Origin of the sequence: Novosphingobium naphthalenivorans NBRC 102051 (assembly GCF_001590985.1) — a bacterium.
Lineage (GTDB): Bacteria > Pseudomonadota > Alphaproteobacteria > Sphingomonadales > Sphingomonadaceae > Novosphingobium > Novosphingobium naphthalenivorans.
The window spans coordinates 1-26,632 of record NZ_BCTX01000069.1 but is presented as its reverse complement, the minus strand read 5'-3'; the positions used below and the strand labels follow the sequence as shown (position 1 = coordinate 26,632).

Genomic DNA, 26,632 nt, shown 5'->3' with positions numbered 1-26,632 from the left:
AGCACGCCAAGGCCCAGCGGCGCGATGAGAGGGACGGTCATGGCTGAAGCCGTCCCGCAACCCAATCCCGGTGATGTGCGCCCGCTCGTTGGCAGGGCCTCGGGCAATCGGGGTGTCTGGATCTTTGCGGCTATCCTGCTCGCTGCGGGCGGAGGCCTCTTTTATGCCTTGCAGACGCGGCGTTTGACCTTGGAGCAACCCTCGCTCATGGCGCCGCAGCCCGAATCAGGCGGCATGATCTCCTCGCCCCCGGCATTGGCGATCCCTCCTGCGCCTGACTATCTGGACGCACGCCGACAGCCGTTGGACGAGGTGTCCAGCAACCGGTCTGCCACAGATCAAGAGCCAGTACGCATTCCACGGCCCGTTACATACTACGAGCCTGCACCACCTCCACCGATGGCTTCGCAGCCAACTCTAGGCAGCTATCAGCCGCCTTCTGCGCCTATGGGGCCGGGGTATGCTTATCAGGCTCCGCAGCAGCCCATCGCTGGGCCGGGAGATGCTTCTGCCTCCAAGACGTCCGATGGCCGCGTCGAGGCGCGCACGTTCAAGAACCCGGGTACGACCGTGCCGCAGGGCGCCGTGATCCAGGCCGTCATGGAAACCGCCTTGGATTCCACGCGCGCCGGGTTTGCCCGGGCGATCGTTTCGCGCGATGTGGAGAGCTTCGATGGCACGCGGGTGCTAATTCCCAAGGGCAGCCGCCTCTTTGGGGACTATCAGGCCGACGTCAGCTTGGGGCAGAAGCGTGCGCTGATCCAGTGGAAGCGGCTGACCCGGCCTGATGGCACGATCATCGATCTCGACTCTCCTTCGGCCGATCCGCTCGGGCGCGCGGGGGTGAAGGGCAAGGTGAACACGCATTTCTTCCAGCGTTTCGGGGGAGCGATCCTGCAGTCGGTGCTGGACATCGGTGTGCGCGCCGCAACCGAGAAGGTGGCCAGCAATACCGTGATCGTTGGGCTTCCTGGTGCGACCACGCAGGCAACGACCATCCAGAACCCGGCTGACATCAAGCCGACGCTCAAGATCGCTCAAGGGGCGAGCGTATCGGTCTTTGTGGCCCGCGATCTCGACTTTACTTCGGTGGAGCGTTGAGCGTGCTCGCCAGCGACGTCTATTTGGGCAGCTATCTGGAGCCGTTGGCGCCGTTTCTGACGCGGACCGATGTAACGGACATCTACGTCAACCGGCCAGGCGAAGTCTGGATCGAGGCGATCGGAGGTGTTCCCGAACGGATCGAGGCTCCGAACCTTACGGCACGCAGCCTTGCGCGTTTGGCCCGGCAGATTGCCGCCATGAATGCGCAAGGGATCAGCCGCGAGCATCCACTGCTGTCGGGCTCACTGCCCGACGGTTCACGTGTGCAAATCGTGCTGCCGCCCGCTACGCGTGGGCACATGGCCTTGGCGGTCCGGCGGCACGTGTCGGCCGGACTCAGCTTGCAGGATTACCATGACGCGGGGGCGTTTGCTGAGACGCAGTCAGACCATGCTCGGCAGGACGATGCAGGACAGTTCGAGACCGGTGGCGAGAACGTTACCGATATACTGCGGCAGGCAGTGCAGGGGCGCCGCAATATCCTGATCTCTGGCGGAACATCGACCGGCAAAACGACTTTCCTCAATGCCCTGCTGCGCGAGGTTCCGGCTACCGAGCGGCTGATCCTGATTGAGGACACGGCAGAGCTTCAACTCTCTCATGAGAACACTGTCGGTCTATTGGCCGCGCGCGGATCGCTGGGGGAGGCCGATGTCTCGGCAGAAGATCTCCTGATCGCCTCGCTGCGAATGCGGCCTGATCGCATTATCCTGGGCGAGATGCGGGGCAAGGAAGCCATGACATTTCTGCGGGCGGTCAACACCGGTCACCCCGGCTCTATGAGCACGATCCATGCCGACACGCCCGAGCGGGCGATCGATCAGCTCGCGCTGCTGGTGCTGCAGGCAGGCGCCAACATGAAATGGGACGACGTTGTGCGCTACGTCATGCGCTCGGTTGACCTCATCGTGCAACTCAAGCGCGAGAACGGCAGGCGCAAAGTCGATCGAGTCTGGCGGCCTGCCTGACCGTCAAATAGTAATCTCCAGAGACTTATGACAAAGGTGTTCCCGCGAAGGCGGGGATCCCGCTTTTTACAGCGTAATGTTAAAAAAGCAGCGGGGCCCCCGCCTTCGCGGGGGCGACAAATTATAAGGCGAACTTCGTTTCCACCAGACTGGGGCCTATCGCCATTCGGCGCCTGGGCCAGGCGCTTAACCGTTCGGCAAGCCCTCAGCCTTACTGTCCCGGAAACCAACGGCGGGACAGGCATCACAATGCTCAGGCGCTTGCAGCGCATCGGGAAGGAACCGGATGGCTGGCGATCGCCCTTCACGGCGCCGGTGCCGGCACACTTGCGCGCGGAAACCCTGATCCTGCAAGCGGAACGCCTGCGCGGATTCCTGCCCATGCTCTGCCTGCTGATTGCCGCCAACGCTCTCGCCATGGCGATGGCCGTGCTCGGCGACTTGCCCTGGTGGCAGCAGGCCGCTCCGCCTGCCCTGATTATCGGCACCTGCCTCGCCGCATTCTTCGCTGCCCGCCGCGCAGGCCCGATCACAAGCGAGGATCAGGCCTCACGCCTGCTTCACCGCACGCTGCCCGTCGCGGCCATCTTGGGGGCAGTCGCCGGGATCTGGTGCGTCAATGCCTTCACCGAGACCGAGAAGTACTATTGCATGGTGGCGCCGGTGTTCATCGGCATCGCCGCGCTGGTCTCCTCCACCTGCCTGATCAGCGCACCGCGCGCAGCCATCGCGGCCATGGTCACGACCGTCGCCCCGATCGTGGTCAAAATGATGCTCTACGACAACCTCGGCGTAAGGGCGATGGCCGTCATGATGGTTCTGGTCACGGCGATGCAGGCCAGTGTGGTCCTCGCCAAGTTCCGCGAAACAGTTCGTATGCTGGGCTATCAGCACGAACTGGACCGGATCGCCGTCACCGACCCGATGACCGGCCTGCAGAACCGTCTGGCCTTCGACCGCGCGCTGGAAACCCGCCTTCAAGCCGCAGCCCCCGTGGTGCTGGTCCTGGCCGATCTGGACGGCTTCAAGCAGATCAACGACCGCTACGGCCATCTGGCCGGCGACGAGATCCTGCGCCATGTCGCCCGGCAAATGCGGGCGGCAGCCTCCTCGGCCCTGTCGATCGCGCGGCTAGGCGGAGACGAATTCGCACTCCTGTTCCCGGCCACGCCCTCCGGCGAAATCCCCGGCGCCTGCGACCTCGAAGTGTTTCGGGTCGCGATCACGCAGCCTGTGCCGTTTGGCGGAAATCTGCTGACGGTCGGCTGCAGCTTCGGCATGGCCGTAAGCCGGACGGACGGATGGACCCCGGACGAACTGGTGCACGCTGCGGACAGCCGGCTTTACCGCGACAAGAACAGGCGAAAGGCCTCCCGCCAGACACAGGCCCTGCGAATCGCGCCAATCCCTGCCTGATTCACCAGTCCCCGCCTAACAAATTGGTAAACACTTGCCCGCTAGATCTGCCCGATCGTGGCCGCAGAACCGGAAAGGCCATGCTGCAAAGGGCGCGACAGCGGAGAGGGTGACATGAACGTCACGAACATTACCGACCTTCAGGCCATCATCAACGTGATGCCCTTGCCGGTCTTCGTCAAAAACCAGGCGCACCGTATCGTTCTGCTCAATGACGAAGCCTGCACGTTCTTCGGGCATTCGCGCGACGTCATGCTGGGTTTTTCGGACTTCGACCTTTTTCCGGAAGAAGAGGTCAGGGTGTTCCATGCCGAGGATGACAGGGTGTTCTCGGCCGGCGAGGATTCCGAGAACGAAGAACAGGTCACCGATTCCAGCGGCAATGCCCGCACTGTCATCACGCGCAAGCGCAGGGTCTTTCTCGGCGACGAGCCCTATCTCGTCGGCATCATCAGCGACGTGACGGCTTACCGCGAGGCCGAAGCGCACAACCGCTATCTCGCTTTCCACGACACGCTCACGGGGCTTCCCAATCGCGCGCTGCTGAGCGAACGCATCGATCAGGTGCTGCTGCGCCGCCACCGCTCGGACGATCCCTGCAGCCTGCTCTACATCGACCTCGACCGTTTCAAGGAAGTCAACGATACCTATGGCCATCAGGCCGGCGACACGCTGCTCCAGGGCTTCGCCACGCGGCTGACGGCGCTGGTGCGCGCCTCGGACACGGTGTGCAGGCTCGGCGGCGACGAATTCGCCGTACTGCTGCCCGACTCCGGGAACGGCACGGAAATACAGCAGGTCTGCCAGCGGATTCTCGATGCCGCTGCCGAGCCCTTTGCCATCGGCAGCGCGCAGGCCTTCATCAGCGCGTCGATCGGCATCGCCGGGGCCGAGGAAGGCCTGAGCACGATCGAAATGCAGCGCCGGGCGGATGTCGCGCTCTACCAGGCCAAACGCGAAGGCAGGGCGTGCTACCGCCACTTCACGAACACGCTGGACGAAAAGATTCGGCGCCATCGCCGCCTCGAACTGGACTTGCGCGAAAGCCTTGCCACGCAGACCGGACTGGAAGTCCACTATCAGCCACTGATACAGACCGCTGGGGACACGCTGGCCGCGATGGAAGCCCTGGTCCGGTGGCGGCATCCCGAATTCGGCTTGCTGGAAGCGGAAGATTTCATCGGGGTTGCCGAGGAATCCGGCCTGATCATCCAGCTAGGCGATTGGGTGCTGGAACAGGCCTGCGAAAAGATGGCCCACTGGGCCGGAGTTACGCTGGCCGTGAACCTCTCTCCCGCCCAGATCAGGGCCGACGACTGCGTGCGGAAGATCACCGATGTTCTGGAGCGGACGGGCTTCCCCGCCGCCAATCTGGAACTCGAAGTGACCGAAGGCGCGATCCTGGATACGGACACAGCCATCCGCGAGCGCATAAAGGCCCTGCGGGCAATGGGCATCAGGATCGTGCTCGACGACTTCGGCACCGGCTATTCGAGCCTGGCGCATCTGCAGCGGCTGGATGTCGACAAGGTCAAGATCGACAAGTCCTTCGTCCGCGACCTTTGCCATGGCGGCGAAGCCCAGGCGATCGTTCACGCCGTGACGGCGCTGGCCCGCGTCCTGAGCATTCCGGTCACGGCGGAAGGCGTGGAGACAAACGAGCAGTCGCGGGCCTTGCGCGCGATCGGCTGCGACGAGTTGCAGGGCTTCCTGTTCTCTCGCGCGCTCAGCCCGGAAGACACCGAGCGCTATCTTGCCGAACGCTGGGCAATGACGCGCGCGGCCTAGGGCCGATCGCCATTCAGCCCTGATCCGCGCGCGGTTCCCGTACCCGGGTCAGGGATGCTCCACGAGCAGCACCACGCCGTCGTGCCCGGCAACGCGCAGGCGCGTGCCCACCGGGGCATCGGCGCCTTTGGCCAGCCATTCGCTGTCGCCCAGCTTGACCCGGCCCTCTCCGCCTTCGATCGCCTGCGTCACCACGACCGTCTCGCCCACCACGCGGGCGCCGCGGTCGTTCATCTTGGGGTCGGCGCTCACTACCGGATGGCGGGCGATATAGCGGCGGCCGGAAAAGACCGCGAGGATCGAGAGCACGGCGAACAGCACGATCTGCACCGGCACGCCGATCGGCACGGCCCAGGCCACCAGCCCCGTCACCAGCGCCGCGCCGGCCATCCAGATCAGGAAGACGCCGGGAATCGCCATTTCCGCGATGGCAAGAATCAGGCCCAGCGCCAGCCAGGTATAGTGGAACCCGACCTGCCCGAGAGAGTCCATCACTGCCCCCCGCCCATACCCGATGGCGGCACGGTAGGCGCCGCGCGGCGCGGCTGCGCGGGCGGCGGCGAAGACGGATTGCCGCCGAGCGCGTCCTTCGCGAGTTCGCCGATACCGCCCAGCGTCCCGATCAGCTGCGTCGCTTCGACCGGGAACAGGATCGTCTTGGCATTGGGCGAGGTCGCGAAGGCCTTGACCGCCTTGGTATATTCCTGCGCCACGAAGTAGTTGATCGCCTGGCTGCCGCTCTCGGCAATCGCCTGGCTGACCATCTGGGTGGCCTTGGCCTCCGCCTCGGCCGAACGCTCGCGCGCCTCGGCATCGCGGAAGGCGGCTTCGCGGCGGCCTTCCGCGGCGAGGATCTGCGACTGCTTCTGGCCTTCCGCCTTGAGGATTTCCGAGGCACGCTTGCCTTCCGCCTCAAGGATCTCGGCGCGCTTCTCGCGCTCGGCCTTCATCTGGCGCGCCATGGCATTGGAGATGTCGAGCGGCGGGCGGATGTCCTTGATCTCGACACGGGTGATCTTCACACCCCACGGCGCGGTCGCATGATCGACCACGACCAGCAGCTTGGCATTGATCTCGTCGCGCTTGGACAGCGTCTCGTCGAGGTCCATCGAACCCATCACCGTGCGCAAGTTGGTGGTGGTGAGCGCCATGATCGACATGAACAGGTTGTGCACTTCATAGGCCGCCTTGCCCGCGTCCAGCACCTGGAAGAACACCACCGCATCAACGCCGACCATGGCGTTGTCCTTGGTGATGATCTCCTGCCCCGGAATGTCGAGCACCTGCTCCATCATGTTGACCTTCTGGCCGACCCGGTCGACGAAAGGGATGATGAGATGCAGCCCCGGCTCAGCCGCCAGCGTATATTTGCCCAGCCGCTCGATCGTATAGACGTAGCCCTGCCTGACGACGCGCACGCCCATCATCAGGAACACCACGACCATCACGATCAGCGCGAACAGCGTAGATCCGATACCACCCATGATCTGTGCACCTCCCGCCAGTTTCGCGAACGATCCTAGCGGGCGGGACCACTGCGGCAAGCAAAACCGGCGGCGGTCAGAGCTTCCCGAAAAGTGCCAGCATCCGCTGCCAGGCCTTGTCCGCGGCATTGGGATCGTAGGCCGGGGAATCGGCAACGCACCAGCCATGGTCGGCGGGATAGACCTCGATCTCGGCCGGGCGCCCGGCGGCATCGGCGGCCTTGCGCAGTTCGCTCTTCTGTTCGGGCTGGCGTTCGTCGTCGTTGCGGGCAATGGCAAAGAGGAAGCCCGCCTGCGTCTTGCCCAGCAGCCGGTGCGGGCTGTCGGGCGCGTCCGTCACCAGACCGGCGCCGTGCAGCGAGGCCACCGCTTTCACGCGCGAAGGCACGGCAGCGGCCGCGCGCACCGTGAAAGGGCCGCCCATGCAGTATCCGTTGGAACCGATCCCGCGCGCCTTGTCGACTTCGTCCCGCTGATCGAGGAAGGCGACGAAAGCCGTGGCATCGCGGGTGATCGCCGCCGGATCGAGCAAGGCGCGCATCGGCTGGACCTTTTCCTGCCCCTCCGCCGTGCGATATTCCGAAAAGCTCTGCATGACCGGCGCCGGGCTGGAGCGGTAATACTGGTTCACCACCAGCACCGCATAGCCTTCGGCGGCCAGCGTGCGCGCCATGATCTTGAACACGTCGCGCAGGCCCGCGATGTCCGGCCACATCACCACACCCGGATGCGCGCCCTTGGCGGGATGGACGAAGAAGGCATCGCACACGCCGTCGGCCGTGGTGATGGAAACCATCTTCTCGCTCACGTCGCTGCCGCCGCTGGCCTTGACGGCCGTCCCGGCACATCCCGCGAGCGCCAGCCCCGCCGCGCCGAGCGCTGTGAACTGCCGGCGGTCTAGACCGCGCCGGGCAAGAGCCGCTTCCTCTGCCTGAGCGGTAAATTCGTCACACATGCTTCAGTCTCCGGTCTTGCCCCTTGCTTTACAGAGGCTAGCGTGAAGTGCTCCCGCACACGAGCCCGGAGTTGCACGATTTGGATCGTAAGGCAGACGCATCGAAAGACCCGCAGGACATCGCCTGCTGGCAGCGCATCGATTCCCGCATCACCAGTTCGGGACGCCTGTCTCCCATCGATCCGCAGCGCCTGGCCGCGCTTGGCGTAAAGTGCGTGATCAACCTGGCGCTGGCCGATTCGCCGGGCGCTCTGGAAGACGAACCGGCGCTGATGGCTGCAGCCGGCCTCACCTATGTTCCCATCCCCGTCCCGTTCGACGCACCGGACGAGGGCCACTTCGCCGCATTCGCACAAGCCATGGAAGCGGCAGGCGAAGATCGCGTCCACGTCCACTGCATTATGAACTGGCGGGTTTCCGCTTTCCTGTACCGCTGGAACCGCGCGCGCGGCATGGACGAGGAAGAGGCTGCGGCCCTGATGCGCGTGCAATGGGATCCGGCAGCCAGCCCCCACCGGGACGCCCCGGCCTGGGCGCGCTTCATCGAGGGCCGCTGACGCCGATTTGCACTTATTCGGCGGCTACGACCCGGTTCCGGCCCTGCGCCTTCGCGGCATAGAGAGCGACGTCCGCCGCCTTGAGCGCATCCCGGCTCGATGGATAGGCAAAGACATCCGCGACACCGGCCGAAAAGCTGATCTGCCCGATCGGCTCATCGTTCTGCCGGTTGATGAAATTGCGCTTGGCGAAAGTCTCGCGGACGTCGTCGAGGCGAAGCACTGCCTCCGCCTTGTCCAGCCCGCGGAAGAGCAGGACGAATTCCTCACCGCCGTGACGGGCGACATGGCAATTGTCGTTGCTGATCTTGGCCAGCGCGCCGGCGATGGCCTGGATCACCCGGTCTCCCGTGTCGTGGCCATGGATGTCGTTGATGCGCTTGAAGTTGTCGATATCGCAAAAGGCGACGCTGAGCGCATCATGGCTTTTATTCGCCTCCAGATACTGGCGTTCGAGCAGGCCTTCGAAAGCGCGCCGGTTGGGCAGGCCGGTGAGATGATCGTGATCGGCATCGCGCCGCGCCTTGGCCAGGCTCCGCCGCAGGGTCGCCGCCTCGCGTTCGCTGCGATGCATTTCCTGTTCGAGGTGCTGGGTGCGTTCCAGCATGGCCATGGCCAGCGTCGCCAGATTGCGGATTTCCTCCCGCTCGTCTCCGGCCTTGTCGGCGTGCACCTGCATCTCGCTGGAATATTGCGCGGCAGTATTGCGGGCATCGCGGCTGGTGGAGGCGAAACTTTCCAGCGACCGGTCCAGCTTGTCCGCGATCTTGGCGATACTGTCATCGACGCCGCGCAACTGCTCGTCGAGCCAGGCCTGAGTCACCGGGTTCCCGGTCGCCCGCAGTTCGGTGTATCTCCGGGCCAGAGCCGGATTGCTTCCCCCGCAAATCCCCAGCGCTGCGGCAAGGTTGGATTCCGAAATTTCGAGATCGTTGGCGATCAGAAACGCACCGATATCATCGACAAGCTGCCGGCGCGCCAAGTCCCGCGCACTGGCACCGTCTTTGTCGTGCGGCCCTTTACTGTCTGACGCTACCGCGTTCCGAGCTGAACCGCCATTTGAAAACAAGCCCTTGAACATCAACGAGTGCCCCTCCTCGAATTCGTCAGACAGGAAATACAATCGATTGTAAAGATCTCTCCACAATACTCCGCCCCCGGGAACGGGCCCATAGGAGAGAAGCGGGGGTGCGGCAACAATTATAGCCAATGGTGGTTTCGCAGCGCCGAAACTGCCGTTTTACAGTTTCAGGTGCCCCGGAAACGAGACGATATGGCGATCAGGCGAAAAAGTTGAGTTCCAGATTCACCGCATTGGGATCCGTCACGAAGACCTGGCGCAACCCCAGATGCGGCAAATCGTTCACGCGGTAAGCCACGCCCATCTCTGCAAGCTTGGCGATGGTCTGATCGAACCCGGCGCATTTGAAGGCAACGTGGTGCAAGGCATTGGTGGGCTTGCCGGGCGTATAGTCCTCGTACTGGCCCGTCTGCGGGTCTTTCCACACGAGGTGGATGATCGCATTGCCATGCGTATCGCGCATCCAGGCCCCTTTGGAGCTTTTCGCAATCGCCGGGTTCTCCGTGCGCGTGAGCCCCATCAGCCGTTCGTAGAACTGCGCCGTCCTGTCGAGGTTATCCGTCAGAATATTGACGTGATCGATGCCGCTGACCTGCATGGTGTTTCGCTCCCGTTCCCGTGCCAGCCTCGTCCAACTGACCGCCCCGCGCAAGCAGGCAAGCGGGAAATCAGCTCCGAAACACCACGGTGCGGCTGCCGTTGAGGAGCACCCGGTCCTCCAGATGCAGACGGACGGCTTCGGCCAGCACGCGGCGTTCGATGTCCCGGCCCTTGCGCACCATGTCCTCGGGCGTGTCGGCGTGCGTCACTGCCTCGACATCCTGATGGATGATTGGACCTTCGTCGAGATCGGCCGTCACGTAGTGCGCGGTGGCCCCGATCATCTTCACCCCGCGCGCATGGGCCTGATGATAGGGCTTGGCGCCCTTGAAGCCCGGCAGGAACGAGTGGTGGATATTGATGCAGCGCCCGGACAGATAGGCCGCCATCTCATCCGAAAGGATCTGCATGTAGCGCGCGAGCACGACCAGTTCGGCGCGCGTTTCCTCGACCAGCGCGCGCACTTGCGCTTCCTGCTCGGCCTTGGTCTCTTTTGTGACCGGCAGGTGATAGAAGGGAATATCGTCACCCAGCATCAGCGTATTGATCGCCTCGCGCGGGTGGTTGGAGACCACGCCGACGATTTCCATCGCGATCTCGCCGATGCGCTGGCGATAGAGCAGGTCGGCCAGGCAATGGTCGAACTTGCTGACCAGCAGCAGCACCCGGCGCGGGCGGTCGCGCCGCAGCATCGACCAGGCCATGCCGTATTCATGCGCAATGGGGCCGAAACCCTCGCGGATTTCCTCGCGGTCGGTGCCACCCGGATCGAAGGCGACGCGCATGAAGAACTTGTCTTCAGCCAGATCGTTGAACTGCTGCGCCTCGATGATATTGCTGCCCATCTGCGCGAGATAGCCGGTCACGCGGGCAACAATCCCCGGGCGGTCCGCACAGGACAGGGCGAGGATCAGCGGTTCCGGCATGGCGGGCTCCTTACGCTGCCGCGCGGTTGGAAAGAGCCGCCTCGCTCTCGGCCATGAGCGCGGCGATGATATCGGCAACCGGCTCTTCCTTGCTGACCATGCCGACCGACTGCCCGGCCATGACCGAGCCGCTCTCGACATCGCCGTCGATCACTGCGCGGCGCAGCGCGCCCGCCCAGAAGTGCTCGATCTGGAGCTGGGCCTCGCCCATGTCGACTTCACCGGCATCGAGCAGGCGCGCGACCTCGATCTGCTTGGCGGTGAATTCCTCGGTGCCCTTGTTCTTGAGCGCGCGCACCGGGATCACCGGCAGGCGCGGATCGACCTGCACCGAAGCCACTGCATCGCGGGCCGAGGCGCGGAAGAACATCTTCTTGAAATCGGGATGCGCGATAGACTCGCTCGCACAGGCGAAGCGGGTGCCGAGCTGCACGCCCGCCGCGCCCATTTCCAGATAGCCCGCCATCGCCTCGCCCCGGCCGATGCCGCCGGCGACAAACACGAGATTGTCGGCCGCGAGGCTCGGCAGGATTTCCTGCGCGAGGACCGAAGTCGAGACCGGGCCGATATGGCCGCCCGCTTCCATGCCCTCGATCACCAGGGCATCGGCGCCCGAGCGCAGCAGCTTCTTGCCGAGCGCCAGCGTAGGGGCGAAGCAGATCACCTTGGCGCCGTGGCTCTTGATCGCCTCGACACTGCCCTTGGGCGGAATGCCGCCTGCCAGCACGACGTGAGTCACGCCATGCTTCGCGCAGACCTCGATCAGGTCGAACAGCTGCGGGTGCATGGTGATGAGGTTCACGCCGAAGGGCTTGGCGGTGAGCGCCTTGGTCGCCGCGATTTCGGTATCGAGCAGGGCAGGCGTCATCGCGCCGCAGGCGATCACGCCGAACCCGCCGGCATTGCTGATCGCCGAGACGAGATTGCGCTCCGACACCCACGACATCGCCCCGCACAGGATCGCGGTCTCGCTGCCGAGGAACTCGCATCCGCGCGCCATCAGCGCGGACGTCTTTGCATATGCGGGCATCAAAGCTCCCTGAACCCGTGTCACGAACTCTGGCACCGGGTTTCCCTCCGGCCAGCCCCGCGCCTTAAGCCGGGCAATCCGCGCGGGCAAGCGGAACAAATGCCGAGCCGGCACGTTTTAATCTATAAAATCGATCAGACTTACAGCCTTAATCGACTTGGGCGAACAAAAGCCCGGCGTTATCCTGCCCCTATCGATCAGCCACCGAAGGAGAGATCGCAATGAACATGCAAGGCAAGTGCCCCGTCATGCACGGGGCGGTTACAGAGACCGGTACATCGGTCATGGACTGGTGGCCGAATGCGCTCAACCTCGACATCCTGCACCAGCACGATGCCAAGACCAACCCGATGGGCCAGGACTTCGATTATCGCGAGGCGCTCAAGACGCTCGATGTCGAAGCCCTGAAGCAGGACATGCGCGCGCTGATGACCGACAGTCAGGACTGGTGGCCCGCGGACTGGGGTCACTACGGCGGGCTGATGATCCGCATGTCCTGGCACGCGGCCGGGTCCTACCGCATCGCCGACGGACGCGGCGGCGGCGGCACCGGCAACCAGCGCTTCGCCCCGCTCAATTCCTGGCCGGACAACGTCAGCCTGGACAAGGCGCGGCGCCTGCTGTGGCCGGTCAAGAAGAAGTACGGCAACGCCGTGAGCTGGGCCGACCTGATCGTGCTCGCCGGCACGATCGCCTATGAGACGATGGGCCTCAAGACCTTCGGCTTCGGCTTCGGCCGCGAGGATATCTGGCACCCGGAAAAGGATGTGTACTGGGGCTCCGAGAAGGAGTGGCTGGGCAAGGACCGCTATGCCAGCGCCAGCGATGAGACTTCGCTCGAAAACCCGCTGGCCGCGGTGCAGATGGGCCTCATCTACGTCAATCCCGAAGGCGTGGACGGCAAACCCGATCCGATGAAGACGGCCGAAGCCGTGCGCGAGACCTTCGCCCGCATGGCGATGAACGACGAGGAAACCGTCGCGCTCACCGCGGGCGGCCACACCGTCGGCAAGACCCACGGCAATGGCGATGCCTCGAAGCTCGGCCCCGATCCGGAAGGCGCGGATGTCGAGATGCAGGGCCTCGGCTGGGCCAATCCGGGCGGCAAGGGCATGGGCCGCGATACCGTGACCAGCGGTATCGAGGGTGCCTGGACGAGCGACCCGACGAAGTTCGACATGGGCTATTTCGACATGCTGCTCGACCATGAGTGGGAGATCCGCACCAGCCCTGCCGGTGCCCGCCAGTGGCAGCCGGTCGAGATCGCCGAGGCGGACATGCCCGCCGATGTCGAGGACCCGTCGATCCGCACCATGCCGATCATGACCGATGCGGACATGGCGATGAAGGTGGACCCGGCCTACCGCGCGATCATGGACAAGTTCCGTGCCGATCCGGCCTATTTCGCCGACACGTTCGCCCGCGCCTGGTTCAAGCTGACGCACCGCGACATGGGGCCCAAGGCCCGCTACTTCGGCCCGGACGTGCCTGCCGAGGATCTGATCTGGCAGGACCCGATTCCCGCAGGCGCCACCGGCTATGATGGGGATGCGGTCAAGGCGAAGATCGCGGCGAGCGGCCTTTCGGTGGCGGACATGGTCGCCACCGCCTGGGACAGCGCGCGGACCTATCGCGGCTCGGACATGCGCGGCGGCACTGACGGCGCCCGCATCCGCCTGGCCCCACAGAAGGACTGGGCGGGCAACGAGCCCGAACGGCTGGCCCGCGTGCTGGCGGTGCTGGAACCAATCGCCGCCGAAACCGGGGCGAGCGTGGCCGACACGATCGTGCTGGCAGGCAACCTCGGCGTCGAGATGGCGGCGAAGGCGGCCGGGTACGACATCGCGGTGCCCTTCACGCCGGGCCGGGGCGATGCCAGCGAGGCGATGACCGACGCGGACTCCTTCGCGCCGCTCGAACCGCTGGCGGATGGCTACCGCAACTGGCTGAAGCAGGACTATGCCGTGAAGGCCGAGGAACTGCTGCTCGACCGCACGCAGCTCATGGGCCTCACCGCCGCGGAAATGACGGTGCTTGTGGGCGGGATGCGCGCGATCGGCACCAACCACGGCGGCACCAGCCATGGCGTGTTCACCGACCGCGAAGGCGCGCTGACGACCGACTTCTTCGTCAACCTGACGGACATGGCCTATGCCTGGAAGCCGGCCGGAAACGGCACTTACGAAGTGGTGGACCGCAAGAGCGGCGCGGTGAAGTGGACCGCGACACGCATCGACCTGGTGTTCGGCTCGAACTCGGTCCTGCGCGCCTATGCCGAAGTCTATGCCCAGGACGACAACGGCGCGAAGTTCGTGAACGACTTCGCCGCGGCCTGGACCAAAGTGATGGACGCGGGCCGGTTCAACATCGGCTGACCGGCTCTCTCCCTTCCGGGGGAGAGATACGCAGGCTTGAGTCCGCAGGGCCCTAGCCGGAGTTGAGAGGGGAAGTGCCCCCCGCTCCCCTCTCCCAACCCTCTCCCCCGATGGGGAGAGGGCTCTTATCCCCCCATCCATCCGGGCCTTTCCCTCGATGCCCGGATGGACCGGCGGCCCCGCTCCTGCCCTGACGCGGGAGCGGGGCTTTGCTGTTCTCTTGATAATGCAACATTCCAATGCAAGGCTCACCGCCGATGGATGTGCAAGAGCTCTACGCAGCAAAGCTGATGTCCGCCGAAGCGGCGGCGCAACTGGTCCCTTCGGACAGCCATGTGGCCATGGGCATGGCCGTGGCCGAACCGCCCGCCCTGCTGAGCGCGCTGGCGCAGCGGGTGGAAACGGGAAGCCTTTCCGGCATGAGGCTGTGGTATTTCCACTCGATGGCCCATGCCGCAAAGAGCGTGCTGCGCCGCGATCTGCTCGGCCGGGTGCGCCCGCACTGCATGTTCCTGAGCAGCGTCGAGCGCTCGCTGATGAAAGCCGATCCTTCGGTGAGCGAGGAGATGATCGATTTCGTGCCGACCGCTTTCAGCGCCTCGCCGCAACTGCTGCGCGAGGAGATCGCGCTGGACACTTGCGTGACCATGGTCTCGCCGATGGGCAAGCACGGCTATTTCACGTTCGGCACTGCCAATGATTACACCTCGGTCGCCGCGCGTGCTGCCAGGCGCCTGATCGTCGAGGTCAATCCGCTGATGCCGCGCGTGTTCGGCGAATCGCCGCTGCACGTCTCGGAAGTCGATGCGATCATCGAGCATCGCTCGCCGCTGATCGAAGTGGGCGAACATCCTGCCGCGGCCGAGGACGAGGCCATCGCCGAAATCGTCGCCGGCATGATCGACGACGGCGCCTGCCTGCAGATGGGCATCGGCAACCTGCCCATCGAAGTCTGCAAGCGCCTGACCAACCGCAAGGACCTCGGCATCCACACCGAACTGCTCACCCCCTCCTTCGCCGGGCTGATGCAGTGCGGCGCCGTCACCAACCGGCGCAAGGCGACTTTCCCCGGCCGCTCGGTCTTCACGTTCGCGATGGGCGACACCGCCTTCTACGACTGGCTGGACGACAACCAGGCGGTTTATTCGCTGCCGGTCGACGTGGTGAACGATCCGCGCCACATCGCCAAGAACGACAATGTCGTCTCGGTCAACGCCACGCTGCAGGTGGACTTGTCCGGCGCCTGCAACTCCGAGCACATGATGGGACACCAGTATTCGGGCTCGGGCGGCCAGCTCGATTTCGTGCGCGGCGCCAATGCCTCGAACGGCGGCATCTCGATCATCGCCTGCCGCTCGACCGCCAAGGACGGCGCGGTCAGCCGCATCGTCCCCAAGCTGGAAGGGCCGGTGACGACGCCGCGCAACGACGTGCACTGGATCGTCACCGAATTCGGCGCGGCGAACCTGCGCGGCAAGTCCCTGCGCGAGCGGGCCGAAGCGATGATCGCGCTGGCGCATCCAAGGTTCCGGGACGAACTCGCGAAGGCGCTGTAAACTCTGCCTTCCCCCTCCTCTTCAGAGGAGGGGAGCGAGACTTGGGCCTGCACAGCAGGCCTTAGTCGCAACGGGGTGGTGCAGCAGCGAGGCGCGACGCTAGCGCGTCGCCACCACCCCCACCCCCCTCCTCTGAAGAGGAGGGGGCTTTCGGCAACAGCAGCCCCTCAGATCCGCACCGCGCCGAGCTGCTCCATCCACGCCGCGTGGCGGCTTTTCAGTTCGCGGTCGAGCCCCAACCCCAGCTCTTCGGGATCGAGCACTTCCAGCACTTCGAACACGAAGCTGTCCGCGCCATGCGTGTTCCATGCCTCCTGCAAGGTCCGGTGCGGATTGCCGCCCTGCCGCAGCGTGAAGAACACGCGGTTGCGGACCGCTGGCAGGTCCGGCGCCCGCCCCACCCAGACCTCGCCGCTCGCCCTGCAGCGCAGGGCAAACAGGCCCGGTTCGACCTTGCGTTCGCGATACTCGGCAAGCGCTGCCTTGCGCTGGGTTCTGTCCATAAGTGAGTCGTTTCCATGGGTTGTGATTTTTACCCGGATAAATTGACTCGACGCCGAAATCAATTTATCCGGGTAAAAATCACAACGAGACACCCCGATGACCGGCCCCTGCACTGCCTTTCTGGAAAACAAGCGCATCGCCCACGGAACCCGCGGCGAGCTTGCCACCGCCTTGCGCGGCCGCGAAGCGGGCGTGCTGGTGTTCGATGACGCGACCGGCAAAGTCGTCGATCTCGACTGGCGGCAAACCACCGAACCGGCCGCACAAGCCGTGCCCCCCCGCAAGCGCGGACGCCCGAAGCTGGGCGTGGTGCCCCGCGAAGTCACACTGCTGCCCCGGCACTGGGACTGGCTGAACCAGCAGCCCGGCGGTGCCTCGCAGGCGCTGCGGCGCCTCATCGACGAGGCCCGCAAGGCCGATGGCGGACGGGCTGCCCGGCGCGCCGCGCAGGAGCGCGCCTATCGCTTCATGTCCGCCATCGCGGGCGATTTCCCGCACTTCGAGCAGGCCTCCCGCCTGCTGTTCGCGGGCGACGCGGGGGGCCTGGCGCAGATCATCGCGCCATGGCCCGCCGACGTGCGCGCATACCTCGCCAGCCTGCTGCAAGCATCCGAAGGAGAGACACCGTGAGCCCCCGCCAAACCCGCCTTGCAGAATTCATCGAACGCGTCTGGAACCGGGGCGAGAGTGCCGCGGTGCCCGAATACCTCGCGCCGCTCTACACGATCCGCCACGATCCCGGCGATCCCTGGGAAGGCCGCAGCCTCGATCACGCCGGCTTCATCGAACGGCTCGAAACCTCGCGCGCGCCCTTCCCCGACCAGCGCTTCACCATCCTGCACATGAGCGAGAGCGGGGACCGCGTCATCATCGCCTGGACCTGGCTGGCCACTCACCGCGAGGCGGCCGCCGGCTTCCCTGCCACGGGGCAGCAGATCGCCATGTCGGGCGCGAGCATTTACGATTTCGACGCGGAGGATCGCCTCACCGGGCACTGGCAAGTGGCGGACCGGCTGGGCGTGTTCCAGCAACTGCAGGCACAGGCCGCAGCGAATAAGTAAACGTCTGACGCACAAGGCCAAAGGGAAGCTGCGTAACCGGAGCCTGCATCAAAGCTAACCAGCCTGTGTCATTGGATCCGCAACGACGGCTCTTTCCGGCAGCCTTCGCCCCCAGAACAAGAAGGAGCTCCGGTGACCCGCTTCCGCACGATCAACACCGCCAAGTCCATCGACACTGCCGAGCAGACCTTCTCCACGGTCATGCTGGTGGAGGACTCGGCGGCGATGGCGCTCATGCTCAAATCGCGCATCGAAGCGGAAACGACGAGCGAAGTGGAGTGGTACAAGACTTACGCCGAAGCTTCGCAGGCCCTCGCTGATCACCGCCCAAGCCTGGCCGTAACCGGCATGAACCTGCCCGATGCGCCCGATGGCGAGATCATCGATCTGCTCGAAGAAGAGAACGTCCCGACGATCCTGTTCACCGCCACGCTCAACCGCAAGACGCGCGAACGCGCCAGCGCGCCGCATATCGTCGATTACTTCATCAAGGACGCGAAGGACACGGTCGACCACATCACCCGCACCATCCAGCGCGTCACCAATGCCGCGGTCGCCTCGATCCTGATCGTCGACGACAGCGAGAGCGCGCGCCTGACGCTGGCCGAAATCCTCAGCCTGCAGAACTACCGGATCTACCATGCGGCCTGCGGCAGCGAGGCCCTCGCCACGCTCGAAGAGCATGACGACATCCAGCTCGTCATTACCGACTTCCATATGCCGGACATGGACGGGCAGGAACTGACCCGCCGCATCCGTGCGACCTATCCGCCCGAGCGGATGCGCATCATCGGCGTCTCGGCAAGTGCGGACCCCTATCTTTCGGCCGCGCTGCTCAAGGCCGGCGCCTCGGACTTCGTTTACCGGCCCTATATCGCCGAAGAAGTGAAAAGCCGCATCGCCGGCAACATCGAGACTCTCAACCAGATGCGCCGCCTACAGTTTCTGGCCGAGCGGGATTTCCTGAGCGGCATGTACAACCGCCGCGCCTTCTTCGAGCGGGCCCAGACCATGCTGGCCCAGGTCAGCAGGAAAGGCTCCGCGGCCTCCCTCGCGATCATCGACATCGACGACTTCCGGAAGATCAACGACACGTATGGCCACGACGTGGGCGATCAGGTCGTCCAGACCATCGCCAAGGTCATTCACAACGTGCTGGCCCGGCACAAGAGCCTCTCCGCCCGTTTCGGGGGCGAGGAATTCGTCGTCCTGCTGGCCGAGATGAGCAATGAGGACGCGGTCGCCGCCGCCGAGGACTTGCGCACGGCCATCGCGCAGGCGGTGATCCTACACAACCAGACGAAGCTGCAAGTCACCGCCTCGATCGGCGTCGCCGTCGCCCAGCCGGGCGAAACGCTCGCCAACAATCTCAACGCGGCCGACCAGATGCTCTACATGGCCAAGGAAAAGGGCCACAACCAGGTCTGCGCCGACGCCGAGTTCTACCGCGCGGCGTAGAACCGGGACGGAACGGACACTTTCCGCAATTTCCTTGTCATTCCCGCGAAGGCGGGAATCCATCTCCCGACGTCAAATCAAAGCGATGGCACCGGAGCTGGATCCCCGCCTTCGCGGGGATGACGAACTGCTTACCGGCCCCGCGTGGAATTGTCCCTTCGCCCGAAAGGACATTCCATCCCCGCTTACGCTGCCGCGTCGAGCCCGTAGGCGGTATGCAGCACGCGCACGGCCAGCTCGGTCTCGTCGGCATCGATCAGCACCGAGACCTTGATCTCGCTGGTGGAGATCGCCTGGATATTGATGCCGCGGTCGGCCAGCGTCTTGAACATGGTGCTGGCAACGCCCGCATGGCTGCGCATACCGACGCCGACGACACTGACCTTGGTGACCTTGTCATCGGAGATCAGGCGGAAATAGCCGATCGATTCCTTGCGCTCTTCCAGCATGGCCAGCGCGCGGGCGAGGTCCGACTGCGGAACCGTAAAGGTGACGTCGGTCTCACCCTTATCCTTGGCGACATTCTGGATAATCATGTCGACATTGATGTTCGCCTCGGCCAGCGGCGCGAAGACGGAGGCGACGGCGCCCGGACGGTCGGGCACGCGGGTAAGAGTAACCTTCGCCTCGTTCTTGTCGGCGGCGATACCGGTGATCAGCTGGCGTTCCATGTCGCTTCCTTCGAGTTCTTCGTCGCTGACGATCATCGTTCCGGGCAGAGTGTCGGCAGCCGGCGCGGTCTCGTCGATGAACGAGGAGAGCACCTGCACGCGCACGCCTTCCTTCATCGCCAGGCTGACCGAGCGGGTCTGCAGCACTTTCGAACCGACCGAGGCCAGTTCGAGCATTTCCTCATACGTGACGAGCGGCAGCTTGCGCGCCTTGGCCACGATGCGCGGATCGGTCGTATAGACGCCGTCGACGTCGGTGTAGATGTCGCAGCGGTCGGCCTTGATGGCAGCGGCGACGGCGACGGCCGAAGTGTCCGAGCCGCCACGGCCCAGCGTAGTGATGCGGTTTTCCGGCGAGAGGCCCTGGAAACCGGGGATCACGGCGATTTCACCAGCGCCCATCGAAGCCAGCAGCGCTTCGGAATCGATATCCTCGATGCGGGCCTTGGCATGGGCGCTGTCGGTCTTGATCGGCAGCTGCCAGCCCAGCCAGGAGCGCGCCTTGCAGCCCATCGCCTGCAGCGTCAGCGCCAGCAGGCCCGAAGTGACCTGCTCGCCCGAAGCGACGACCACGTCGTATTCGGCGGGATCGTAGAGCGCATTGGCCTCGCGGCAGAAGTTGACGAGGCGATCGGTCTCACCGGCCATGGCCGAAACCACCACCGCGACTTCGTGTCCGGCTTCCTGCTGGCGTTTGACGATCCCCGCCACGCGCCGGATGCGCTCGGACCCGGCCATCGAAGTGCCGCCGAATTTCATCACGATACGTGCCAAGGTGCCAGTGCTCCTTCGTGCCGTTGGCCGCGGGCCCGGCAGACAAACCGGAACGCGCGAGTGGATAAGAGTTCGGCGCGCTGTTAGGGAGGAGTCATGGACAATGCAACTGGCAGGGCACCTGCAACGATCGACCCCAAGGAAGCTGCGCATTTCGGCGCACTGGCGGCCGATTGGTGGGACCCTTCGGGCTCCTCGGCAATGCTGCACAAGCTCAACCCGGTACGCCTGGCCTTCATTCGCGAGGCCATCGATTCGCATTTCGGCAGCGATTCGCACGCGCTGCGCCCGCTCGCCGGCAAGCGCGCGCTTGATGCCGGATGCGGCGCCGGCCTGCTGTGCGAGCCGCTCGCCCGGCTCGGCGCGCAAGTGACCGGCGTCGATGCCGCGCCGGAAAACATCGCGGCGGCAACCAGCCATGCCGATGCCATGGGCCTTCCCATCGACTACCGCCAGGGCGAACTGGCCGCGCTGGGCCTCACCGGCTTCGATCTGGTGTGCTCGCTCGAAGTGATCGAACATGTCACCGACAAGGCCCTGTTCCTCGCCAGCCTGGCTGCAGCGTTGGCGGACGGCGGGCTGATGATCCTGTCCTGCCCCAACCGCACCCCCGCTTCGCGCCTGCTGCTGGTCGAGGCAGCCGAGCGGCTCGGCAAGGTCCCGCGCGGCACGCACGACTGGAACCAGTTCGTCACTCCCGATGAACTGGCCGGGCTGGCCGAAGAGGCTGGCCTTGTCCTCGGTGAGCCGAAAGGCATCAGCTGGTCGCCCACGCAGGGGCTGCACCTCTCGGACGATCTTGCGCTGAACTACATCGTGACCGCGCGAAAGGCCTAAGACACCGCAAGCCATGGACGGCATGATCGACATCGCCATGATCGTGGCCGGCCTTGCCGTGGCCGCGCTGCTGTTCTGGCCGCGTGTCGCGCGCGCCCAGTTGTGGCGCGCCACCGTCACGCCGCTCGCCTCGATCATCGGCAGCGGGTTCCTGATCCTGGGCCCGATCCTGACCGATTCCTTCGGCACCTGGGGCATCCTCGCCATGGGGCTGCTGTGCCTCGTCGGCTACCTCTTCGGCGCCGCGATCCGCTACAACATGGAGCGCATCGACGAGCCCGATCTCGACACCGTGACCGCCGACCGGATCGAATGGCTCTCAAGCTGGGCGCTGGCTTTCGCCTATGTGATCTCGGTCGCCTATTACCTCAACCTGTTCGGCGCCTTTGCCGCGCGCATCTTCGGCGCGCCGTCCGCACTGCTCGGCCGCGAGATCACCACCGGAGCCTATGTCCTGATCCTCGCCGCCGGGATGACCAGGGGCTTCTCGCTGCTCGAACGCATGGAGCAGATGACGGTCTCCATCAAACTGATCGTCATTGCCGCGCTGGTCGCGGCGCTGGCGGTCCATGCCGGGGTCGAATGGGATGGCCACCATCTCAAGGAAAGCGGCATGAAGATGGGGCTGATCGGCTCGATCCAGCTCCTGTTCGGACTGATCGTCACGGTGCAGGGCTTCGAGACGTCGCGCTACCTCGGCGGCCATTACTCTTCGGGGATGCGGCAGGTTTCGATGCGGCTGTCGCAATGGATCGCGACCGGCATCTACCTCGCCTATGTCGTGCTGCTCGCCGTCAGTTTCGAAAGCGGGACTTTCGCGCTCGACGAGACCGCGATCATCGATCTGATGCGTTCGGTTTCCGCCGTGCTGGGCCCGCTGCTGATCCTCGCCGCGCTCAGCGCGCAGTTCAGCGCGGCCGTGGCCGACACCAACGGCACCGGCGGGCTCTTCGCGGAACTCACCCGCGGGCGGGTCAGCCCGAAGCTGACGTACCTCGGCCTCGTCGGCATCGGCCTTGCCCTGACCTGGCTGGCCGACGTGTTCGAGATCGTCAGCTACGCCAGCCGCGCCTTCGCGTTCTATTACGCATTGCAATCAGCGCTCGCCGCGATCCGCGCATGGGTCGGCGGCGCCCCCAGACACCGCCGCCGCCGCTGCCTGGGCTTCGCGCTGCTGACCGTGCTGGGCCTGGCCGCAGCCGTGTTCGGCGCGCCGGTCGAGGGGTAGGAGGGCCGCAAGCGATCCTTCCCCCCTCCTCTTCAGAGGAGGGGCGCGAGACTTGGGTCTGCGCAGCAGACCTTAGTCGCAGCGGGGTGGTGTGGCGGCAAGGTATGACGGCGAGGTATGACGGCGAGGTGCAACGCTTGCGCGTTGCCACCACCCCCAACCCCCTCCTCTGAAGAGGAGGGGGCTTTCTGGACATCCCCGGCCCCGCGATCAGACCCTTAGATCTATCAACTCGCCGATAGCCTCGCGCGCCAGCCGCTCGCGCTGCTCCCAGTCGCCGCCGATGCGCACGAAAGGCACGGCGGCCCGCGTCAGCATCTCTTCGGCCAGTTCTGCAAAGCGCGTGCGGTTCTCATATTCGCCGAAGAAGCGGGTGCCGTCGTCGAACCACGGCACGTCGGGCGCGAAGAGCAGGTAGAGATCGGCTTTCGGATAAGTCATCAGCGCATCGGGCACTTCGCCGAACAGCATCTGCGCCCAGGCGGCGGTCATGAGTTGGTCGGTATCGAGCACCAGCAGCGGCGGCCGCATGGCCATGGCCTTGCGGTTCTCAGCCGCCTGCCCTTCGGCAATTGCCAGCAGGTCTGCCATGACCAGGCTGGTCCCGTTCGCCTCGCAATACGTGCGGCCGTATTCCGGCACCCAGGGATAGCCCAGCCTGCCGGCAAGGACGGTCTTCCCCGTGCTTTCCGCTCCGTGCAGGCAGACTGTCTTCATGCGGCCATGAGCTTGGCTTCCGGGTTTTCCTTGGCCGCCTGCATCCATTCCTTGAGCCCCAGCAGCGACATCACCAGCATCCCGCCGTAGAGCCCGGCCGTCGGGTGCAACCCGCGGTTGATGTAAAGCAGGATCGAGGCGATATCGATCGCGATCCACACGATCCAGTTCTCGATCCGGCGGAAGGCCAGCAGGATCTGCGCCGAGACACTGGCCCCGGCGATCGCGGAATCGGCAAAGGGCATGACCGCATCGGTGAAGCGGTGCATGACCCATCCCAGATTCAGGCTGACCGCCAGCGTCGCCATGGCCCAGACCGCGCGGCTCATGTTGTCGAGCCAGCGCACCGGCACCCGGCTGTCCTTGCCATCGACCTTGAGCCAGAGCCACCAGCCCCAGGCCTGCGCCAGGACGAAGAACACCTGCAGCCCGGCTTCGGCGTAGAGCCGCTTTTCCCAGAACACGAGGATGTAGAGCGCCACCATGATCATGCCGAACGGGTAGTTCCACACCGTGCGCCAGATCAGCAGGGCAATGTTGATCACGCCGAAACCGGCCGCGACCCATTCGATCATCGCGAGCGTTTCCGGCGTCATGTCAGCGCGGCCTCCCACTCGGCCTGCTTGAAGCCTACCAGCAGGCCGCCCGGATATTCGACCACCGGCCGCTTGATCGTGCTGGGGCTCGCCTGCATGATCGCCACCGCCTTGGCCGCGTCGAGACCGGCCTTGTCTTCCTCGGGCAGCTTGCGGAACGTGGTGCCCGCGCGGTTGAGCACTTTTTCCCAGCCGGCGGCCGCGATCCAGCTTTCCAGCTTCGCCGGATCAGCCCCTTCCTTCTTGTAATCGTGGAAGGTGTAATCGAGGCCCTTCGCCTCCAGCCACTTGCGGGCCTTCTTGACAGTATCGCAGTTCGGAATCCCGTAAAATCCGATTGTCACGCAAGCCCCCCTCTAGAATCGTCATGCGTGAACCGGCGCACATCGGGGCCGTCGCACGAATAGACGATGTAGCTTTCATAATATTCACTTCTGCCACGATTTTGAACAGCCCTATGTTCAAAATGGCCGGCCCAGGCGCGGGCATCCGCTTCGCATTCCCATTCCGAGATCGTCACCGTCTCACCATCTTCGGCCGAAAATGTCTTGTACGAAACGAATCCCGGCTGCTGGCGCGCCAGCTCCGCCATGCGCGCAGCGTCGGCCTGATAGGCCGCCGCGTCCATGTCTGCCCGTTTGCGGCTCCGGAATACGTTCATATACATGGAGCGTTCTTTGCCTTCAGGCAGGCATTTCGACAAGTTGAACTGATCATCAACTTTGCGAATACCGCGCAATTTTCGTCCACACGGCGCCCATCGCCGCGCATTCGAACCGCACGGCGCTGGACAAACCGCGCAACCCGCGACAAAGCGCCACCCATGAGCGTCAACAGCTTCGGCCGCCTTTTCCGTTTCACCACCTGGGGCGAAAGCCACGGGCCGGCGATCGGCGCCGTCGTCGACGGGTGCCCGCCGGGCCTCGCTATCGACGAAGGCGCGATCCAGCCGTTCCTCGACGCGCGCCGCCCCGGCCAGTCGAAATTCACCACCCAGCGGCAGGAGCCCGACCAGGTCCGCATCCTCTCCGGCGTGTTCGAGGCCCCCGATGGCGTGCAACGCACCACCGGCACCCCGATCAGCCTGATGATCGAGAACGTCGACCAGCGCTCCAAGGATTATTCGGACGTCGCCAAGGCCTATCGCCCCGGCCATGCCGACTATGCCTATGACGCCAAGTACGGCTTTCGCGACTATCGCGGCGGCGGGCGCAGCTCCGCGCGCGAGACGGCGAGCCGCGTGGCGGCGGGCGGCGTGGCGCGGCTGGTGATCCCGGACGTGACGATCCTCGCCTATGTCTCGGAAATCGGCGGCGATGCGATCGACATGACCCGGTTCGATCCCGCCGAGATCGGCAGGAACCCGTTCTTCTGCCCCGATCCCGAAGCCGCGAAGCGCTGGGAAACGATCGTCGATGGCGCACGCAAGGCCGGTTCCTCGGTCGGTGCGGTGGTGGAATGCGTGGCGACCGGCGTGCCGGCCGGCTGGGGCGCGCCGCTCTATGGCAAGCTCGATGCCGACCTTGCGAGCGCGATGATGGGCATCAACGCGGTCAAGGGCGTCGAGATCGGTGACGGGTTCGCCGCCGCGCGCCTGACCGGCGAGCAGAACGCCGACCCGATGCGGCCGGGCAATGAAGGTCCCCGCTTCGACGCCAACCATGCAGGCGGCATTGCCGGCGGCATCTCGACCGGCCAGCCGGTGGTAGTGCGCGTGGCGTTCAAGCCGACCAGCTCGATCCTCACACCCCAGCCGACGGTCACGCGCGCCAATGAAAACGGGGAATTCGAGGCGACCGAACTGTTCACCAAGGGCCGCCACGACCCCTGCGTCGGCATTCGCGGCGTGCCGGTGGTCGAGGCAATGATGGCGCTGGTGCTGGCCGATCACAAGCTGCTGCACCGGGGCCAGTGCGGCTAAGCAAATCCTCCCCCACAGGGGGAGGATCAGGGTGATCCGCCTTACGCGTAAGGCGGCTTGTGCAGGCCCTTGGGGCTGGTGGTGAAGATCTCGCAGCCGTCTTCGGTAATGCCGATCGAATGTTCGAACTGCGCCGAGAGCGACTTGTCGCGCGTCACTGCCGTCCAGCCGTCATTGAGCAACTTCACCGGCGGCTTGCCGAGATTGATCATCGGCTCAATGGTGAAGAACATGCCGGGCTTGATGAGCGGACCAGTGCCGGGACGCCCGGCATGGACCACTTCGGGCGCGTCGTGGAACAGGCGGCCGAGACCGTGGCCGCAGAATTCGCGCACCACGCCGAAGCGGTTCGCCTCAGCATAGGCCTGGATGGCCGCGCCGATATCGCCGATGCGGTTGCCGGGCTTGGCCTGCTCGATGCCGATCATCAGGCATTCGTAGGTCACATCGACCAGACGGCGCGCCTTCAGCGAGGGTTCGCCCGCGAAGTACATGCGGCTGGAATCGCCGTGCCAGCCGTCGAGCAGCGGGGTCACGTCGATATTGAGGATGTCGCCTTCCTTCAGCGTCTTTTCCGAAGGGATGCCGTGGCACACGACATGGTTGATCGAGATGCAGCACGAATGCGCATAGCCGCGATAGCCCAGCGTCGCGGGCACCGCACCACCGTCCAGCGTGAGTTCGCGCACTTTATCGTCCAGCGCGGCGGTGCTGACGCCCGGCTGCACCATCGGCGCAATCTCGTCGAGGATCTCGGCAGCAAGGCGCCCGGCCTTGCGCATCCCCTCAAACGCTTCGGGTCCGTGCAGCTTGATCGTGCCGTCGCGCAGGACGGTTTCATTTCCGGGTTCGACAATCTGATATTCGCTCATGGCGCCCATATAGCGCTCATGTGCAAAAATTGCGAGATCAGTCGGAAGCCTGCGGTCACGAGAGATCCTCCCCCATCGGGGGAGGGGAACCGCCCGCAGGGCGGTGGAGGGGGCTTGCGCGCATTGGCCTCGCGTTTGGACGGCCCCCCCCCC

27 protein-coding genes are annotated in these 26,632 nt (G+C 65.0%); 13 read left to right on the top strand and 14 right to left on the bottom strand.

The window, feature by feature from the left end:
- Window positions 1–399: 399 nt before the first annotated feature.
- From NN5_RS25285 to NN5_RS18990, 4 genes are all read left to right on the top strand, one after another.
- Window positions 400–1,101: a TrbI/VirB10 family protein gene (locus tag NN5_RS25285; RefSeq protein ID WP_245656612.1), complete on the top strand. Its 702-nt coding sequence runs from the start codon at window positions 400–402 to the stop codon at window positions 1,099–1,101.
- 2 nt (window positions 1,102–1,103) lie between these two features.
- Window positions 1,104–2,072, top strand: coding sequence for a P-type DNA transfer ATPase VirB11 (gene virB11, locus NN5_RS19000; RefSeq protein WP_245656611.1), 969 nt, complete (start codon window positions 1,104–1,106; stop codon window positions 2,070–2,072).
- 249 nt (window positions 2,073–2,321) lie between these two features.
- Window positions 2,322–3,488, top strand: coding sequence for a GGDEF domain-containing protein (locus NN5_RS18995; protein ID WP_067736995.1), 1,167 nt, complete (start codon window positions 2,322–2,324; stop codon window positions 3,486–3,488).
- A 114-nt stretch (window positions 3,489–3,602) separates the two neighbouring features.
- Window positions 3,603–5,276, top strand: a complete 1,674-nt coding sequence (locus NN5_RS18990) for a sensor domain-containing protein (protein WP_067736993.1) — start codon at window positions 3,603–3,605, stop codon at window positions 5,274–5,276.
- 48 nt (window positions 5,277–5,324) lie between these two features.
- Here the strand turns inward: NN5_RS18990 and NN5_RS18985 are convergent, their stop codons facing one another.
- From NN5_RS18985 to NN5_RS18975, 3 genes are all read right to left on the bottom strand, one after another.
- The gene (locus NN5_RS18985) at window positions 5,325–5,768 is read right to left on the bottom strand and encodes an NfeD family protein (RefSeq protein ID WP_067736990.1); all 444 of its coding nucleotides are present in this window, start codon (window positions 5,766–5,768) and stop codon (window positions 5,325–5,327) included.
- Entirely contained in the window at window positions 5,768–6,760 is a 993-nt protein-coding gene (locus tag NN5_RS18980; protein ID WP_067736988.1) for an SPFH domain-containing protein, read from the bottom strand. Before NN5_RS18980 ends, NN5_RS18985 begins: the two co-directional genes overlap by 1 nt.
- Window positions 6,761–6,836: 76 nt before the next feature.
- Window positions 6,837–7,715 carry a dienelactone hydrolase family protein gene (locus NN5_RS18975; RefSeq protein WP_067736985.1) on the bottom strand — a complete coding sequence of 293 codons (879 nt, stop codon included), beginning with the start codon at window positions 7,713–7,715 and terminating at the stop codon, window positions 6,837–6,839.
- An 80-nt stretch (window positions 7,716–7,795) separates the two neighbouring features.
- Here NN5_RS18975 and NN5_RS18970 point away from each other — a divergent pair, with 80 nt between their 5' ends.
- Window positions 7,796–8,272, top strand: a complete 477-nt coding sequence (locus NN5_RS18970) for a protein-tyrosine phosphatase family protein (RefSeq protein ID WP_067736982.1) — start codon at window positions 7,796–7,798, stop codon at window positions 8,270–8,272.
- Between the two features lie 13 nt (window positions 8,273–8,285).
- On the opposite strand, the gene NN5_RS26380 is transcribed toward NN5_RS18970, so the two are convergent.
- From NN5_RS26380 to NN5_RS18950, 4 genes are all read right to left on the bottom strand, one after another.
- Complete coding sequence (locus tag NN5_RS26380; protein WP_245656610.1) at window positions 8,286–9,254, bottom strand: GGDEF domain-containing protein; 969 nt, start codon at window positions 9,252–9,254, stop codon at window positions 8,286–8,288.
- 298 nt (window positions 9,255–9,552) lie between these two features.
- Entirely contained in the window at window positions 9,553–9,951 is a 399-nt protein-coding gene (locus NN5_RS18960) for a glyoxalase/bleomycin resistance/extradiol dioxygenase family protein (protein ID WP_067736980.1), read from the bottom strand.
- 70 nt (window positions 9,952–10,021) lie between these two features.
- Window positions 10,022–10,879, bottom strand: coding sequence for a formyltetrahydrofolate deformylase (purU, locus tag NN5_RS18955; RefSeq protein ID WP_067736977.1), 858 nt, complete (start codon window positions 10,877–10,879; stop codon window positions 10,022–10,024).
- A 10-nt stretch (window positions 10,880–10,889) separates the two neighbouring features.
- On the bottom strand, window positions 10,890–11,909 hold the full coding sequence (locus NN5_RS18950) for an NAD(P)H-dependent flavin oxidoreductase (protein WP_067736974.1): 1,020 nt from the start codon (window positions 11,907–11,909) through the stop codon (window positions 10,890–10,892).
- 221 nt (window positions 11,910–12,130) lie between these two features.
- Between NN5_RS18950 and katG the strand changes: the two genes are divergently transcribed.
- Both katG and NN5_RS18940 read left to right on the top strand, forming a co-directional pair.
- Window positions 12,131–14,284 (top strand): catalase/peroxidase HPI, encoded by a 2,154-nt coding sequence (katG, locus tag NN5_RS18945; RefSeq protein ID WP_067736972.1) that lies wholly within the window; start codon window positions 12,131–12,133, stop codon window positions 14,282–14,284.
- A 257-nt stretch (window positions 14,285–14,541) separates the two neighbouring features.
- Complete coding sequence (locus NN5_RS18940) at window positions 14,542–15,840, top strand: acetyl-CoA hydrolase/transferase family protein (protein WP_067736970.1); 1,299 nt, start codon at window positions 14,542–14,544, stop codon at window positions 15,838–15,840.
- Window positions 15,841–16,007: 167 nt separating this feature from the next.
- On the opposite strand, the gene NN5_RS18935 is transcribed toward NN5_RS18940, so the two are convergent.
- Window positions 16,008–16,343, bottom strand: a complete 336-nt coding sequence (locus NN5_RS18935; RefSeq protein WP_067736968.1) for a GIY-YIG nuclease family protein — start codon at window positions 16,341–16,343, stop codon at window positions 16,008–16,010.
- A 97-nt stretch (window positions 16,344–16,440) separates the two neighbouring features.
- On the opposite strand from NN5_RS18935, the gene NN5_RS18930 reads away from it, so the two are divergent.
- The 3 genes from NN5_RS18930 (at window position 16,441) to NN5_RS18920 (ending at window position 18,863) form a co-directional block, all read left to right on the top strand.
- On the top strand, window positions 16,441–16,974 hold the full coding sequence (locus tag NN5_RS18930; protein ID WP_067736965.1) for a DUF2239 family protein: 534 nt from the start codon (window positions 16,441–16,443) through the stop codon (window positions 16,972–16,974).
- Window positions 16,971–17,405 (top strand): ester cyclase, encoded by a 435-nt coding sequence (locus NN5_RS18925; RefSeq protein WP_067736963.1) that lies wholly within the window; start codon window positions 16,971–16,973, stop codon window positions 17,403–17,405. The genes NN5_RS18930 and NN5_RS18925 overlap by 4 nt, the downstream gene beginning before the upstream one ends.
- Window positions 17,406–17,537: 132 nt before the next feature.
- Window positions 17,538–18,863: a GGDEF domain-containing response regulator gene (locus tag NN5_RS18920; RefSeq protein WP_067736960.1), complete on the top strand. Its 1,326-nt coding sequence runs from the start codon at window positions 17,538–17,540 to the stop codon at window positions 18,861–18,863.
- A gap of 185 nt (window positions 18,864–19,048) precedes the next feature.
- Here NN5_RS18920 and NN5_RS18915 read toward each other — a convergent pair whose 3' ends face one another.
- A complete protein-coding gene (locus NN5_RS18915; RefSeq protein ID WP_067736959.1) occupies window positions 19,049–20,308 on the bottom strand; it encodes an aspartate kinase in 1,260 nt (419 codons plus the stop codon).
- Between the two features lie 96 nt (window positions 20,309–20,404).
- On the opposite strand from NN5_RS18915, the gene ubiG reads away from it, so the two are divergent.
- Both ubiG and NN5_RS18905 read left to right on the top strand, forming a co-directional pair.
- Window positions 20,405–21,145: a bifunctional 2-polyprenyl-6-hydroxyphenol methylase/3-demethylubiquinol 3-O-methyltransferase UbiG gene (gene ubiG, locus NN5_RS18910; protein ID WP_067736956.1), complete on the top strand. Its 741-nt coding sequence runs from the start codon at window positions 20,405–20,407 to the stop codon at window positions 21,143–21,145.
- A gap of 13 nt (window positions 21,146–21,158) precedes the next feature.
- A complete protein-coding gene (locus NN5_RS18905) occupies window positions 21,159–22,373 on the top strand; it encodes an Aq_097 family APC-type transporter (RefSeq protein ID WP_245656609.1) in 1,215 nt (404 codons plus the stop codon).
- 210 nt (window positions 22,374–22,583) lie between these two features.
- Here NN5_RS18905 and NN5_RS18900 read toward each other — a convergent pair whose 3' ends face one another.
- From NN5_RS18900 to NN5_RS18885, 4 genes are read right to left on the bottom strand one after another with little or no spacing between them, the layout of a single operon-like run.
- On the bottom strand, window positions 22,584–23,090 hold the full coding sequence (locus NN5_RS18900) for an AAA family ATPase (RefSeq protein ID WP_067736953.1): 507 nt from the start codon (window positions 23,088–23,090) through the stop codon (window positions 22,584–22,586).
- The gene (gene pnuC, locus NN5_RS18895; protein ID WP_067736951.1) at window positions 23,087–23,686 is read right to left on the bottom strand and encodes a nicotinamide riboside transporter PnuC; all 600 of its coding nucleotides are present in this window, start codon (window positions 23,684–23,686) and stop codon (window positions 23,087–23,089) included. The genes NN5_RS18900 and pnuC overlap by 4 nt, the downstream gene beginning before the upstream one ends.
- Window positions 23,683–24,030: an arsenate reductase gene (locus NN5_RS18890; protein WP_067736948.1), complete on the bottom strand. Its 348-nt coding sequence runs from the start codon at window positions 24,028–24,030 to the stop codon at window positions 23,683–23,685. Before NN5_RS18890 ends, pnuC begins: the two co-directional genes overlap by 4 nt.
- Window positions 24,027–24,425: an antibiotic biosynthesis monooxygenase family protein gene (locus tag NN5_RS18885; RefSeq protein WP_306305116.1), complete on the bottom strand. Its 399-nt coding sequence runs from the start codon at window positions 24,423–24,425 to the stop codon at window positions 24,027–24,029. Before NN5_RS18885 ends, NN5_RS18890 begins: the two co-directional genes overlap by 4 nt.
- An 84-nt stretch (window positions 24,426–24,509) precedes the next feature.
- Here NN5_RS18885 and aroC point away from each other — a divergent pair, with 84 nt between their 5' ends.
- Window positions 24,510–25,607, top strand: coding sequence for a chorismate synthase (aroC, locus tag NN5_RS18880; RefSeq protein WP_067736942.1), 1,098 nt, complete (start codon window positions 24,510–24,512; stop codon window positions 25,605–25,607).
- 41 nt (window positions 25,608–25,648) lie between these two features.
- Here the strand turns inward: aroC and map are convergent, their stop codons facing one another.
- A complete protein-coding gene (gene map, locus NN5_RS18875; RefSeq protein ID WP_067737003.1) occupies window positions 25,649–26,479 on the bottom strand; it encodes a type I methionyl aminopeptidase in 831 nt (276 codons plus the stop codon).
- Between the last annotated feature and the right edge of the window lie 153 nt (window positions 26,480–26,632).

Coding starts and splice junctions, on each gene's coding strand:
- purU (WP_067736977.1), bottom strand. CDS start 10,879: ATGCCGGAACCGCTGATCCTCGCCCTGTCCTGTGCGGACCGCCCGGGG.
- NN5_RS18950 (WP_067736974.1), bottom strand. CDS start 11,909: ATGCCCGCATATGCAAAGACGTCCGCGCTGATGGCGCGCGGATGCGAG.
- NN5_RS18900 (WP_067736953.1), bottom strand. CDS start 23,090: ATGAAGACAGTCTGCCTGCACGGAGCGGAAAGCACGGGGAAGACCGTC.
- NN5_RS18905 (WP_245656609.1), top strand. CDS start 21,159: ATGGACGGCATGATCGACATCGCCATGATCGTGGCCGGCCTTGCCGTG.
- NN5_RS18985 (WP_067736990.1), bottom strand. CDS start 5,768: ATGGACTCTCTCGGGCAGGTCGGGTTCCACTATACCTGGCTGGCGCTG.
- NN5_RS18990 (WP_067736993.1), top strand. CDS start 3,603: ATGAACGTCACGAACATTACCGACCTTCAGGCCATCATCAACGTGATG.
- map (WP_067737003.1), bottom strand. CDS start 26,479: ATGAGCGAATATCAGATTGTCGAACCCGGAAATGAAACCGTCCTGCGC.
- NN5_RS18975 (WP_067736985.1), bottom strand. CDS start 7,715: ATGTGTGACGAATTTACCGCTCAGGCAGAGGAAGCGGCTCTTGCCCGG.
- pnuC (WP_067736951.1), bottom strand. CDS start 23,686: ATGACGCCGGAAACGCTCGCGATGATCGAATGGGTCGCGGCCGGTTTC.
- NN5_RS18995 (WP_067736995.1), top strand. CDS start 2,322: ATGCTCAGGCGCTTGCAGCGCATCGGGAAGGAACCGGATGGCTGGCGA.
- aroC (WP_067736942.1), top strand. CDS start 24,510: ATGAGCGTCAACAGCTTCGGCCGCCTTTTCCGTTTCACCACCTGGGGC.
- ubiG (WP_067736956.1), top strand. CDS start 20,405: ATGGACAATGCAACTGGCAGGGCACCTGCAACGATCGACCCCAAGGAA.
- NN5_RS18980 (WP_067736988.1), bottom strand. CDS start 6,760: ATGGGTGGTATCGGATCTACGCTGTTCGCGCTGATCGTGATGGTCGTG.
- NN5_RS18940 (WP_067736970.1), top strand. CDS start 14,542: ATGGATGTGCAAGAGCTCTACGCAGCAAAGCTGATGTCCGCCGAAGCG.
- NN5_RS18930 (WP_067736965.1), top strand. CDS start 16,441: ATGACCGGCCCCTGCACTGCCTTTCTGGAAAACAAGCGCATCGCCCAC.
- NN5_RS18960 (WP_067736980.1), bottom strand. CDS start 9,951: ATGCAGGTCAGCGGCATCGATCACGTCAATATTCTGACGGATAACCTC.
- NN5_RS18935 (WP_067736968.1), bottom strand. CDS start 16,343: ATGGACAGAACCCAGCGCAAGGCAGCGCTTGCCGAGTATCGCGAACGC.
- NN5_RS25285 (WP_245656612.1), top strand. CDS start 400: ATGGCTTCGCAGCCAACTCTAGGCAGCTATCAGCCGCCTTCTGCGCCT.
- katG (WP_067736972.1), top strand. CDS start 12,131: ATGAACATGCAAGGCAAGTGCCCCGTCATGCACGGGGCGGTTACAGAG.